The organism is Ferrimonas marina (genome assembly GCF_900129905.1).
Classification (GTDB): domain Bacteria; phylum Pseudomonadota; class Gammaproteobacteria; order Enterobacterales; family Shewanellaceae; genus Ferrimonas; species Ferrimonas marina.
In genome coordinates this window covers 229,764-242,082 of sequence record NZ_FQXG01000001.1, presented here as the reverse complement: position 1 = coordinate 242,082, position 12,319 = coordinate 229,764, and the positions used below count along the sequence as shown (strand labels likewise).

The following is a 12,319-nucleotide window of genomic DNA, read 5'->3' as shown; positions in this document are numbered from 1 at the left end:
TTTGTCGCGTTGGCGACAACAACCAAAGGGGCGTTCCGCCCCCTTGGAACCCCCGTTACCTCCCATCGGTGCTGGTTCCTCGCTCCGACGGCATCGGCTAGCGGCACAGACCAGAGTCGACATCCCTGTCTCCGCTGGTCACTCAGGCCATCCTGGCCTTCAACCTTACCGATGACGTCTTTACTCGGGCACCTCAAAGTCGGTACAAGAGCCGGTGGTTCACCATACCCATGAGGGCTAAATACACTAGTCCGTTCGGATTTAGCAAAATGCCAAAGAACCTATGGAGTGTTTACGGAAATCTCGACAATGCTCTTCTTACTTAGGCTGGCATCTGTGCATCACCAAGGGATGGTGTCGCCTCGCCAGTCCAGGTAGCTAAGCTGGCCGTCGGGGCGCTGACGGCCCATTAAAGCCACCAACCCCTGAGCCACCTCGCTGGGCTGGCGCAACTGGCCCGGTGCCAGGTTGGTGCGGAACGGCTCGGACAGTGGGGTCTCGACGGTGCCCGGGTGGAAGGCCATCAACTTGAGGCTGGGATTGCGTCGCCCCCACTCCACCGCGGCAGTCTGCAGCGCCATATTCAGCGCCGCCTTGCTGGCCCGGTAGCTGTACCAGCCCCCCAGTCCATTGTCACCGATGGAGCCAACACGGGCGCTCAGTACCGCGACAACACCAAACTGGTATGTAGGCAACGAAGTGTGGGCTTTGGATGGCAGCCTGGGCAGTAGCTGCTGCAGGTAGCCCAAAGGGACACCGAGGTTAACCGCCATCACCTGGGCCATGGCATCCCAGCTCCACTGCTCCAGCCGCTTCTCGGGTTGCAGTTCCGGGCGGTGCAGGATGCCGTTGCAGATCACCAGGTGGGTGGTGTGTGCCAGGCTGTCTTTCTCGCTGTCAGCCAGCTGTGCTATCTGCTGCTCGCTGTGGTCACACAGCCGATATCGGACAGCGGTCTGGGCCGAGTCGGTCACCTCCCCCGCCGGTCGTTGGCGGGAGACCGCCACCACTTGTTCAAACCGACCGGAGGCTACCAGTGCCTCAACCGTGGCGCGGCCGAGACCACCGCTGGCCCCAACAACCCAGGCATGAGGCCTCATCCGGGGTCGTGCTCAATGCGGCAGGTTCGACAGCGGGCGCTGCCGGTCAACCAGCGGGATACCCGGTAACGATTGGCGGCAAACCAGAGATAGGCGCGGTCCGCCAGCGGACGGATCACAGGCCAGCGCAGCGGCGCCACCAGCCAGCCCAAGCCAACCAGGCGCCAGGCAGCGTGGGTGACGTCCAGACCGAGCAACATCCTGCCGTCCTCTGTCACCCCGTGCAGCACCTTGTTAGCCAGCACCGGATCCACATGTGGGAAGTGGCGGGAAAAATCCGGTTGGTTGATGTCCTGCAGAGCGATCCAGCCCTTGCGGTCACGCTGGGCCAGGCGGCGCATCTCCTTGACGCACAGTGGGCAGTGGCTGTCATAAAACACCGTCAATCGAGCACTCATCTACGCTTTCCCTCAAGTTAATCCCGTTTCGGATACGCACCATTGGTCAAAGACAGATCATCCCCGGTACGGGGCCACGCCCATCTCTCACCCTGCCAGGGCTACCGCTACGCCCTGTGGCGGCGCTGGCAGCCGGGTGGCCCGCTGTTGCTGGTGATCGGCCTCAACCCTTCCCGGGCGGATGGCCAGCAAGACGATCCCACGGTGCGGCGCTGTATCGGCTATGCCCGGGACTGGGGCTTTCATGGCCTGGTGCTGGCCAACCTGTTTGCCTTTCGGACCGTCAGCCCGCATATCTTGAAACAGCAATCCCAGCCTTGCGGGCCGGACAACGACGCCTGGTTGCGGGCACTGCATCAACGCTGCGATCTCAGCCTGGCCGCCTGGGGCAATCATGGCGCCTGGCAACACCGCTCAAGCTGGTTGCGAGCCAACCTAGCCCCGCTTTATTGCCTGGGGATGACGGCGGTGGGCGAGCCGCTGCACCCGCTGTATCAACGCAAAGGGCTCAAACCCCAGCCTTTAGATAACTTCACGTTATGAAAATCATCACCAGACATCATTTTTCATCTCACTCTGGCTCACTACACTGAAGCCCAACGACGCCATTCCCAGAGGACAACACCATGGATTTGCAACTGAAAGACAAGCGCGTACTGGTTACCGGCTCCACCGGCGGCATCGGCAAGACCCTGGCCGAGCACTACCTGCGCGAAGGCGCGGTGGTCTACATCAATGGCCGCTCTGAAGAGCGCTGTGAGGCGATTGCCCAGGAGCTGGCCCAGGCCACCGCCGGTGACGCCCGAGCCGCTGCGGCGGATCTGTCCGACGGGCCGCAAACCGAGGCGTTGGTCGCCCGGCTTGAGCAGGAGGGGGGCATCGACATCCTGATCAACAACACCGGGATCTTCGAGGTTAAGGCGTTTGAGCAGATCAGCGACGACGAGTGGATGCACTACTTCAACGTCAACATCCTCTCTGCGGTACGCCTGTCCCGTGCCCTGCTGCCGAAGATGCTGGAGCGTGATTTCGGCCGTATCGTCAACATCTCCTCCGAGTGTGCGATCAAGCCGCTGGGTCAGATGGTGCATTACTCGGTCACAAAGACCGCGCTGCTGAGCCTGTCCCGTGCCCTGGCCGAGCTGACCAAGGGCAAGAACGTCACCGTCAACTCCGTGCTGCCGGGACCGACCTGGACCGAAGGGGTGGAAAACTACTTCGATACCCTGGCGGAAAAAGAGGGCAAGCCGGTGGAGGCGCTGATGGAAAACTACTTTGCCGACCATGAGCCCACCTCGCTGCTGCAGCGCTTTGTGTCCACTGACGAGGTGGCCAGCGCCACTGTCTACCTGACCAGCAACCGCGCCATGAATGGCCAGGGGCTGCGGGTAGAAGGTGGCATCATCCGCGCCCTGTAACCGCAAAACTCGCACCCGGGTGGGTGTGCCTGAGCCAAACCCCCTGCCACCGCGTAACAGGGGCAGAGGCAACAGGAGCAGCTATGGCACACACCACCCTATTCTGGTTCAGCGAAGATCTGAGGCTGGATGACAATCCGGCCCTGGTCGAGGCGATACAGCGTACCGATCAGCTACTGTGTGTCGCCCCCTCCCCCGCCACAACAACCCGACCCAACCGCTATGGCCTGCAGTCTATCGGGCCCCATCGTCGCCGCTTCCTGCAGCAGTGTTTGGATGACCTGGCACTGAGGCTGGAGACCCGCGGCCAACGCCTACTGTTGTGCCCACAGCCACTAGAGCACGCACTCGACAAGCTGATTGCCGAACACCGGGTTTCCCGGGTGGTACGCACCCAGGCGGTGGGTTGGGATGAACAACAGCTGTGGCAGCGGCTGACGGCTCGCTGGCCGGATGTGCAGTGGCTCGAGGTGCCCGGTCGCGGCCTGTTCGACAACCTGCCGTTTGAGCTGGAACAACTGCCCGATACTTTCAGTAAGTTCCGCCGCCGCACGCAGGACTGGCCGGATCGTGCCCGGGCGGTGCCGGTGTCGGTACTGCCACCACCACCGCCGCTGCCAAGCTATCAGGCGTTCAATCCCGAGGGTGACGGCCCCCGGGGCGGGGAAGGCGCTGCCCTGCTGCAGCTCAATCGTTATTTCACCGGCCCCCAGCCACAAACCTACAAAGAAACCCGTAATGCCCTGCTGGGCTGGCACAACTCCACCAAGCTGTCGCTGTGGCTGAGTCACGGCTGCCTCTCCCCTGTCCAGGTACAGCAGGCACTGCAGCGTCACGAGCAGGACCAGGGCCAGAACGAATCGACCCAATGGATCCGGTTTGAGCTGCTGTGGCGGGAGTACTTCCAGTGGTATGCGCTGCGCCACGGTGCTGCGCTGTTTCGAAAGCGCGGGCTGAAAGCCTCGGCGCCCCCCTCCAGCTTCTACCCGGAGCGCTTTGCCAAGTGGTGCCAGGGCCAGACCCCCTATCCGGTGATCAACGCCTGCATGCGTCAGCTTAACCAGACCGGTTACCTCTCCAACCGCGGTCGGCAGTGGGCCGCCAGCGCCTTTGTCCATGAGTTGGGATTAGACTGGCGTTACGGTGCCGCCTTCTTCCAACAGCAGCTGATCGATTACGACGTGGGCAGCAACTGGGGCAACTGGCAGTACCTGGCCGGGGTGGGGGCCGATCCCCGTGGCTGGCGACACTTTGATTTGGATAAGCAGCAGGCGATCTACGACCCTGACGGGGACTTCGTCGCCCGCTGGGCCGGGCAAATCGCGCCGCCACAGCTGGACTCAATGGACGCCGCCGACTGGCCAAGGAGCGCCGCCCAGTGAGCGCGGTCCAGGTGGTGTGGTTCAAGCGCGATCTGCGCCTGGCGGATCATGAACCGCTGAGGCAAGCCTGCCAAAGCGAGCTGCCCACGGTGCTGCTCTACTGCTTCGAGCCGGAGTTGCTGGCCGATCCCCACTACAGCCTTCGCCACTGGCGCTTCGTCCGCCAATCGCTGCAGCAGATGCAGCAGCAGTTAGCCCCCTTCGGTGCCCAGTTGCTGGTGCGCAACGACAGTGCCCTGCGCACCCTCGCTCTGCTCCATCAGCGGCTTGGCATCGCACGGCTGCTCAGCCACCAGGAGACCGGCCTGGCGGTCACCTTCCAGCGGGACCGTGAGGTCGCCCGCTGGTGCCAGCAGCAGGGGATCCCCTGGCAGGAGTGGCCCAGCGATGGCGTCGTTCGAGGCCTGCGCCATCGGCGCCACTGGCGCCAGCACTGGCAGCAGGTACAGCACGCGCCACAGGCCCATCCCGCACTTTGGCGACTGCGTCCGGCCCCAGTTGAGTCCCTGCAACAGCCATTGCCGCAGCTGGGCAACGATAGTCAGTTCCAGCAGGGCGGCGAACTGCAGGCGCGCCAGTGGCTGAGGGAGTTTCAGCACTACCGCTGCCAGGCCTACCCTGCCACCCTGAGTACGCCACAAAGCAGCCGCAGTCATAGCTCCCGGCTCTCGCCCTATTTAGCCTGGGGAAATCTCAGCGTGCGCCAGCTGGTGCAGGCCAGTCGCGCCTTTGCCCACCCGGGCCGACGGGCCTTTGTCGACCGCCTGCAGTGGCGCAGCCACTTTATCCAGAAGTTCGAAAGCGAGTGCGCCATGGAGCACCGGCCGGTCAACCGGGGCTACCTGGGCTGGCAGTTCCGTGACGATACTAAGGCCGACGCCCTGTTGCGCGCCTGGCAGAAGGGCCAAACCGGTCTGCCCCTGGTGGATGCGGCGATGCGCTGCCTGCAACACACCGGCTTCATCAACTTTCGCCTGCGGGCGATGCTGGTGAGCGTGTTGTGCCACCACCTGAACCTGCCCTGGCAGGCCGGCGCCAGACACCTTGCCCGGCTGTTTCTCGACTTCGAGCCGGGGATCCACTACCCCCAGGTGCAGATGCAGGCCGGACTGGTGGGGACCCACGCGCTGCGGGTCTACAACCCGACCCGCCAGGCCCTGTTGCACGACGCCAAGGGTGAGTTTGTCCGGCGCTGGCTGCCGGAGCTGCGTCATCTGCCCACCGAACTGATGCTCCAGCCCTGGACCCTGACACCGATGGAGCAAAGCTGGTATCGCTTCACCCCGGGCCAGAGCTATCCAGCTCCCTTGTTCGACCCTCAGCAAAGTGGCCGCAATGCCAGCGAGCGGCTGTGGCAGTGGCGTCAGCGCCCCGCGGTGCAGCATGAGGCCCAGCGGATCCTGTCCCGTCACGTCAATCCCGGCAGTGGGGTGAGGCGATGAAGCCCAGCGAGCGGCCCAGCAAGACCTGTCCGGTGTGCCGCCGCCCCTTTCTTTGGCGCCGCCGTTGGGCCCGCTGTTGGGACGAGGTACGCTACTGTTCACATCGATGTCGACAACAGAGGAACCGGCAATGCCCCACACTCACTGCCTGCGATTGATCCTGGGGGATCAGCTCAATCTGCAGCACAGCTGGTTCCAGCAGGTCGATGACGGCGTGCTTTACCTGGTCGCCGAGTTGCACCAGGAGACCGGCTATGTCCGCCATCACAGCCAGAAACTCTGCGCCTTCTTCGCCGCCATGGCGGCCTTCGCGCAGCAGCTGACCCAGCAGGGGCATAGGGTGCTGCACCTGACCCTGGATGACACCGCCGCCTACCCTGACCTGCCCGCCCTACTGGCCGCCCTGGCCGAGCAGCACCGGGTGACGCGCATCGAGTGCCAACGACCTGATGAATACCGCCTGCTGGCCCAGCTGGCCGATATGACCCTGCCGGTGTCCATTAGCATGTGCGACAGCGAACACTTCCTGCTGCCCTTTGAGGAGATCGAGCGCCAGTTTCAGCGTGGCAAGGCCCACCGCATGGAGCCCTTCTATCGGCGTATGCGCCAGCGCTACAACCTGCTGATGACTGGCGACAAGCCCGAGGGAGGAAAGTGGAACTACGATCAGGACAACCGCCATGCCCTCAATGCCGAGGCTCTGGCCCAGGTGCCCGCGCCGCTGTGTTTTGACAACCCGGTGGGGGATATCTTGCAGCGGCTGGATCGCCATAAGGTGGCCCGCTTTGGTGCGGCGCCAGAGCGGCTGGCCTGGCCCATCAACCGGGACCAGTCGCTGCAGATGCTTGAGGACTTTTGCCAGCACCGGCTGCGACACTTCGGCACCTACCAGGACGCCATGACCGATCAGTCGCCCCACAGCTGGAGCCTGTTTCACGCCCGGTTGAGCTTCTCTCTCAATACCAAGATGCTGCACCCGATGGAGGTGATCGAGGCCGTCATCGGTCAATACCGCCAAGACGAGGCCATCACTTTGGCCCAGGTGGAGGGCTTTGTTCGTCAGATCCTGGGGTGGCGGGAGTACGTGCGGGGGATCTACTGGGCCAATATGCCCGGCTACGAGCGGCTCAACTTCTTCAATGCCCAGCGAGCGCTACCCGCCTTCTACTGGAGTGGCGAAACCCAGATGCGCTGCCTTAGCCAGGCCATCGGTCAGTCACTGGAATGGGGCTACGCCCATCATATCCAGCGGCTGATGGTGACCGGCACCTTTGCCCTGTTGATCGGCGCCGATCCGGATGAGGTCGACCAGTGGTACCTGGGGATCTACCTGGATGCCATCGAATGGGTTGAGCTACCCAACACCCGGGGGATGAGCCAGTACGCCGATGGTGGCCTGCTGGCCTCCAAGCCCTACGCCGCCAGCGGCAACTACCTCAACAAGATGAGTGATCACTGTCAGAGCTGTCGCTACCGGGTACAGGAGAAAACCGGCCCGCATGCCTGCCCCTGGAACAGCCTGTACTGGCACTTTATGGTACGTCACCGTGAGGTGCTGGACCGCAATCCCCGCACCCGCATGGTCTATCGGGGTTGGGACAACCGCGAGCCGGAACAGCGCCAGGCAGTACTGGACCACGCCCAGCACTGCCTGGACAACCTGGACGGCCTGTAGCGATCAGTCCAGATCCAGCGGCTCGCTTTGGTAGCGGCTCTCTTCAGCGTCCTGGCGATTGGACGAGGTCAGGCAGTAGCTGCGACGAGTCAATGACTTCTGGTACTTCAGCCACACCTTCTCATGCATGGATTGTGGCTCCGCTTCGCCGTGGGCAACCTGAACAAAGTGTTGCTCGGTCTCATCTTGTGGCGCCTGGGTCCCTTCAGACAGTGCCTGGTAGGCCCGCCCATGGCGCTCCAGCAGTTGCGCCTCGGTCAGGGTGAACATGCCCGCTCTGGCCAGACCGCGGGGAAAGCGGCGGTCGCTGAAAATGCCTTTACACTGAAAGCTCTCTACCGTTATGGCTAGGCTCATTGCTTACGCTCCCGAAAGGTTCGATTTTCGGCAGAATATAGTCGCGGCAAATGACAGTTTAAAAACAAAAATTTCCTCTCTTTGCGATCAAAATTTTTTGCTTTGACCGGGCGAAAATTGACGCCATAATGGGCGATTTAGACCCACCCACTCGCGACTGCATCCTGTTCGGTCGTTAGCCCCGCGGATAGGGCGAATTCGCCCCCGAAACCAACCGCTTTCCCCACACCTCCTCACCACTGGCAAGGCCTGCGCAACGGCACTGAGACGGATTCGAGCCCGGTCATCAGACCAGCGCGATTTCGGCGTGATACCCATCACATCCCCAGGGGTTCTGGGCCCCTCAGCGGTCCAGCAGTGTTAGCATCCGTAAAGTTTTGTGAAGTTTCCCCGCGTAACTGGATCCCCCATGAAGATTGAAGTCCAACTCGATGAGACCCTGCACCAAGTCACGCCCGGCGTCCGGCTGATTGACTGGGTCCAGGCCCAAGGCATCACCGTTCCGGCGCTGTGCCAACACAACACGGACGGGCCCAAGACCCCCTGTGATCTCTGTGTGCTCGAGGTGGATGGTGAGCTCAAGCGCAGCTGTGAGTTGACCCTGGCGCAGCCGATCACCGTGCGCACCGACACCCCGGCGATCACCGAGCATCGTCGCAGCGCACTGAAGAAGATCCTGTCCGACCATGCGGCCGATTGCGAGGCCCCCTGCTCCACCGCCTGTCCGGCCCAGGTCGATGTGCAAAGTTACCTCTACCACATCGCCCAAGGCGACGCGGTTAAAGCCAATGCGGTGGTCAAGGAGCGGCTGCCGATGCCGCTGTCCATTGGTCGGGTTTGCCCCGCCTTTTGTGAGTCCCAGTGTCGCCGCAGCCTGGTGGATGAACCGTTGGCGATCCGTCAGCTCAAACGCCACGCGGCAGACATTGATAACAGCACTGAACAACCTCACCTGGCCCCCATCGCCGAACCCATGGGTAAGCGGGTTGCGATCATCGGTGCCGGACCCGCCGGCCTGTCCGCCGGCTACTACCTGAGCCACGCCGGGGTCGAGGTGGACCTGTTTGAGTCCATGCCCGAGGCCGGTGGCTGGCTGCGCTACGGCATCCCCGAGTACCGCCTGCCCAAGGCCACCCTGGCCCAGGAGATCGAGCAGATGTGCCGGGCGGGGATGACCATCCACACTAACGTCAAGTTGGGTCGTGAGATCCAGCTGGAGAGCCTGCAGCAGCAGTACGATGCGGTGTGCCTGGCCATCGGCGTACAGAAAGCGATGCCAATGCACTACCCCGGTTCCGATCTGGACGGGGTGTTCCTCGGGGTCGACTACCTGCGAGCCTTCAACCACGGCGAACCCATGGCCACCGGCCGCAAGGTAGCGGTGATCGGCGGCGGCAACACCGCCATCGATTGTGCCCGCACCGCGCTGCGCCAGGGCGCTGAGGTCACCCTGATCTACCGCCGTACCAAGGAAGAGATGCCGGCGGAGGATTACGAGATCCACGAGGCCGAGCAAGAGGGCGTGCACTTCCTGTTCCTCGCCAACCCGGTGGAGAACCAGGCGGACGACGCCGGCCGGGTCAACCGGGTTAAGATCGAACGCCTCACCCTGGGTGAGCCGGACGACAGCGGCCGTCGACGCCCGGTGCCCACCGGCGAGACCCTGTGGTACGCCTTTGACACCGTGATCCCGGCGGTCAGTCAGCAGACCGACTTGTCGGTGCTGCCCAAGGACACCCTGCCGCTGACCCGCTGGAACACCGCCGATGCCAGCCCGGAGACCCTGCAGCTGGGTCAGGGCAACCTGTTTGCCATCGGTGACTTCCGCCTGGGTCCGGCCACCGCCGTCGAGGCGATCGGCGAAGGTCGCCGCGGTGCCGAGGCGATGCTGACCCTGTTTAAGACCGGTCAGCTGGCCGCCCCCAGCCCCCAGTTCAACGCCCGCAAGGCCAAGGATCTGGCGGATGTGGAAGCCCGCTACCTGGACCAGGTGCCCTTCAAAAACCGCCTGGTGATGCCGGAGCGGGACAGCAAGGAGCGGATCACCGGCTTTGACGAGGTCGAGCTGGGCTTCAACGAGGCCCAGGCGATCGAGGAAGCGGCCCGCTGCCTCGCTTGCGGCTGCCAAAAGAGCCAAAGCTGCGATCTGCGCGACTACGCCAGCGAATACCGCATCCAGGACAGCGATCTGGAGCAGGTACACCGGCCCCAGCGGGTGCTGGATGAGTCCACCCCCTTTATTCGTCTGGATGCCAACCGCTGCATCAGCTGTGGTCAGTGTGTCCAGGCCTGCCGCCAGCAGGGCGTGCACAATGTCCTCAACTTTGAAAACCAGGATGCGCAAAACCGTGTCAGGGTGGGCCAGGGTGAGCTGCTCAGCTCCTCGCAATGCGCCCAGTGCGGCATGTGTATCCAGGCCTGTCCGGTGGGTGCACTGACCGAGAAGACCCTGCATCAACACGGTCAGAAGCCGCAACTGGAAGCTGTCGATACCATCTGTACCTACTGTGGCGTCGGCTGTGGCGTGCGTCTGCATGTCGACCGGGCGGCCAACAAGGTGGTCAAGATCACCGGCGTCGAAGGCTCACCGGTCAACCAGGGTATGCTGTGCGTCAAGGGCCGCTTCGGCTTTGACTTCCTGGGCGATCAGGCCCGCCTGACCCAGCCGCTGATCCGCCGTAACGGCGAGCTGCAGCCTGCCGGCTGGCAGGAAGCGATCGCCCTGGTGGCGGAGCGCATGGGTCAGCTTAAGGCCCAGCACGGTGGTCAGGCCCTGGCGGGGCTCTCCTCTGCCAAGACCACCAACGAAGACAACTACGTGTTCCAGAAGTTTGTCCGCACCGCGTTGGGCAGCAACAACGTCGACCACTGTGCCCGCTTGTGCCACGCCACCACGGTGACCGGCATGGAGCCGGCGGTCGGCAGCGGCGCCATGACCAACGATCTGGATAGCATCGCCGATTCCGATCTGATTGTGGTGATCGGCTCCGACACCAGCAACGCCCACCCGATCATCGCCAGCCGCCTCAAGCAGGTGGTGTCCCAGGGCAGTGCCCGCCTGGTGGTGATTGATCCGCGCCAGATCGACATGGCCAACCACGCCGAGCTGTACGTGGCCCAGCGCCCCGGCACCGACGTGATGCTGCTCAACGGCCTGATGCGATTGATCCTGGAGAACGGCTGGCAGGATCAGCACTACATCGACCAGCGCACCGAGGACTTTGACCAGCTGCAAGCCGAGCTGATGCGGGATGAGTACCAGCTGGACAACGTCGCCGCCGTCACCGGTGTCGACACTGAGACCCTGCAAACCCTGGCCCGCATGCTGGGTCAGGCCGAGCGCACCGCCATCTACTACGCCATGGGGATCACCCAACACAGTAACGGCACCAACAACGTCCGCTCCCTGGCCAACCTGCAGCTGATGCTGGGTAACATCGGTATCCGTGGCGGCGGCCTCAACCCGCTGCGCGGTCAGAGCAACGTCCAGGGGGCCTGTGACATGGGCGCCCTGCCCAACTACCTGCCGGGCTACCAGAAGCTGCCCAATGCCGAGGTCACCGAGCGGTTCGAGCGTCACTGGCAAACCGCCCTGTCCGCCGAGCCGGGTCTGAAGCTGACCGAGATGGTGGATGCCATGGCCGAGGGGCAGCTGAAAGGGCTCTACGTGATGGGCGAAAACCCGGTGTTGTCCGATCCGGATCAGCACCACGTGTTGGCGGCGTTCGACCAGCTGGAGTTCTTGGTCGTACAGGACATCTTCCTCACCGAAACCGCCAAGTTGGCGGACGTGGTGCTGCCGGCCTTCGCCTACGCGGAGAAAGAGGGCCACTTCACCAACACCGAGCGTCGGGTTCAGCGCCTGCGTCCGGCCCTGACTGCACCGGGTCAGGCCAAACCAGACTGGTGGATCCTGCAGCAGGTAGCGGCGACCATGGGTCAGAGCTGGGCCTTCTCCGACACTGCGGCGATCACCGAGGAGATCTGCAAGGTCACCCCGAGCTACGGCGGCATCCGCTGGGATCGTACCGAGCAGGAGAGCCTGCAATGGCCTTGCCCGGATCCGAGCCACCCGGGTACCCCCATCCTGCACCAATCGGAGTTTTTGAAGATCGGTCAGGCCTGTTTCGCCGCCGTGCCCTACCGGGCCAGCGCCGAGCTGCCCTGTGACGAGTATCCGCTGGTGTTGTCCACCGGCCGTCAGCTGGCCCAGTTCCATACCGGTACCATGAGTCGCAAGACCCCGGGACTGGATGAGATGGCTCAGCCGGTGGTGGTGATCTCGGTAGACGACGCCCAGGCGTTGGGCCTGCACAACGGCCAGATGGCCAAGCTGGCGACTCGCCGCGGCGAGATCCAGCTGCCGGTGTTCATCACCAAGCGGATGCAGCAGGGGCTGGTGTTCGTGCCGTTCCACTTCGCTGAGGCTGCGGCCAACGTGCTGACTCACGCCGCCCTGGACCCGGATGCCAAGATCCCCGAATTCAAGGTGTGCGCCGCCCGACTGCAGGCAGCCTGATTAGCAAGCAACAAAAAACGCCGCTGAG

The 12,319-nt window shown here is 63.4% G+C and carries 10 protein-coding genes; 7 read left to right on the top strand and 3 right to left on the bottom strand.

Annotated features, from left to right (window positions below; all coding sequences use genetic code 11):
- Positions 1-341 precede the first annotated feature (341 nt).
- Positions 342-1,100 carry an SDR family NAD(P)-dependent oxidoreductase gene (locus BUC04_RS01105; protein WP_067654290.1) on the bottom strand — a complete coding sequence of 253 codons (759 nt, stop codon included), beginning with the start codon at positions 1,098-1,100 and terminating at the stop codon, positions 342-344.
- Entirely contained in the window at positions 1,097-1,498 is a 402-nt protein-coding gene (locus BUC04_RS01100) for a thiol-disulfide oxidoreductase DCC family protein (protein WP_067654288.1), read from the bottom strand. The genes BUC04_RS01105 and BUC04_RS01100 overlap by 4 nt, the downstream gene beginning before the upstream one ends.
- A 42-nt stretch (positions 1,499-1,540) precedes the next feature.
- Between BUC04_RS01100 and BUC04_RS01095 the strand changes: the two genes are divergently transcribed.
- The 6 genes from BUC04_RS01095 to BUC04_RS01070 all read left to right on the top strand — a co-directional run bounded on the left by BUC04_RS01095 (position 1,541) and on the right by BUC04_RS01070 (position 7,415).
- Complete coding sequence (locus BUC04_RS01095) at positions 1,541-2,041, top strand: DUF1643 domain-containing protein (RefSeq protein WP_067654286.1); 501 nt, start codon at positions 1,541-1,543, stop codon at positions 2,039-2,041.
- Positions 2,042-2,124: 83 nt separating this feature from the next.
- On the top strand, positions 2,125-2,916 hold the full coding sequence (locus tag BUC04_RS01090) for an SDR family NAD(P)-dependent oxidoreductase (RefSeq protein WP_067654283.1): 792 nt from the start codon (positions 2,125-2,127) through the stop codon (positions 2,914-2,916).
- A gap of 83 nt (positions 2,917-2,999) precedes the next feature.
- Positions 3,000-4,298 (top strand): DASH family cryptochrome, encoded by a 1,299-nt coding sequence (locus BUC04_RS01085; protein WP_067654281.1) that lies wholly within the window; start codon positions 3,000-3,002, stop codon positions 4,296-4,298.
- Positions 4,295-5,740: a cryptochrome/deoxyribodipyrimidine photo-lyase family protein gene (locus tag BUC04_RS01080; RefSeq protein WP_067654279.1), complete on the top strand. Its 1,446-nt coding sequence runs from the start codon at positions 4,295-4,297 to the stop codon at positions 5,738-5,740. Before BUC04_RS01085 ends, BUC04_RS01080 begins: the two co-directional genes overlap by 4 nt.
- Positions 5,737-5,898, top strand: coding sequence for a DUF2256 domain-containing protein (locus tag BUC04_RS01075; protein WP_073325503.1), 162 nt, complete (start codon positions 5,737-5,739; stop codon positions 5,896-5,898). Before BUC04_RS01080 ends, BUC04_RS01075 begins: the two co-directional genes overlap by 4 nt.
- Positions 5,871-7,415 (top strand): cryptochrome/photolyase family protein, encoded by a 1,545-nt coding sequence (locus BUC04_RS01070; protein ID WP_067654277.1) that lies wholly within the window; start codon positions 5,871-5,873, stop codon positions 7,413-7,415. The genes BUC04_RS01075 and BUC04_RS01070 overlap by 28 nt, the downstream gene beginning before the upstream one ends.
- 3 nt (positions 7,416-7,418) lie before the next feature.
- On the opposite strand, the gene maoP is transcribed toward BUC04_RS01070, so the two are convergent.
- The gene (gene maoP, locus BUC04_RS01065) at positions 7,419-7,772 is read right to left on the bottom strand and encodes a MaoP family protein (RefSeq protein WP_067654275.1); all 354 of its coding nucleotides are present in this window, start codon (positions 7,770-7,772) and stop codon (positions 7,419-7,421) included.
- Between the two features lie 409 nt (positions 7,773-8,181).
- On the opposite strand from maoP, the gene fdhF reads away from it, so the two are divergent.
- Positions 8,182-12,291: a formate dehydrogenase subunit alpha gene (gene fdhF, locus BUC04_RS01060; protein ID WP_067654274.1), complete on the top strand. Its 4,110-nt coding sequence runs from the start codon at positions 8,182-8,184 to the stop codon at positions 12,289-12,291.
- The last annotated feature ends 28 nt before the right edge of the window (positions 12,292-12,319 follow it).

What these genes read in the sequence shown, in the direction of transcription:
- BUC04_RS01085 (WP_067654281.1), top strand. Translation starts at nt 3,000, where the DNA reads ATGGCACACACCACCCTATTCTGGTTCAGCGAAGATCTGAGGCTGGAT.
- fdhF (WP_067654274.1), top strand. Translation starts at nt 8,182, where the DNA reads ATGAAGATTGAAGTCCAACTCGATGAGACCCTGCACCAAGTCACGCCC.
- maoP (WP_067654275.1), bottom strand. Translation starts at nt 7,772, where the DNA reads ATGAGCCTAGCCATAACGGTAGAGAGCTTTCAGTGTAAAGGCATTTTC.
- BUC04_RS01090 (WP_067654283.1), top strand. Translation starts at nt 2,125, where the DNA reads ATGGATTTGCAACTGAAAGACAAGCGCGTACTGGTTACCGGCTCCACC.
- BUC04_RS01105 (WP_067654290.1), bottom strand. Translation starts at nt 1,100, where the DNA reads ATGAGGCCTCATGCCTGGGTTGTTGGGGCCAGCGGTGGTCTCGGCCGC.
- BUC04_RS01070 (WP_067654277.1), top strand. Translation starts at nt 5,871, where the DNA reads ATGCCCCACACTCACTGCCTGCGATTGATCCTGGGGGATCAGCTCAAT.
- BUC04_RS01075 (WP_073325503.1), top strand. Translation starts at nt 5,737, where the DNA reads ATGAAGCCCAGCGAGCGGCCCAGCAAGACCTGTCCGGTGTGCCGCCGC.
- BUC04_RS01100 (WP_067654288.1), bottom strand. Translation starts at nt 1,498, where the DNA reads ATGAGTGCTCGATTGACGGTGTTTTATGACAGCCACTGCCCACTGTGC.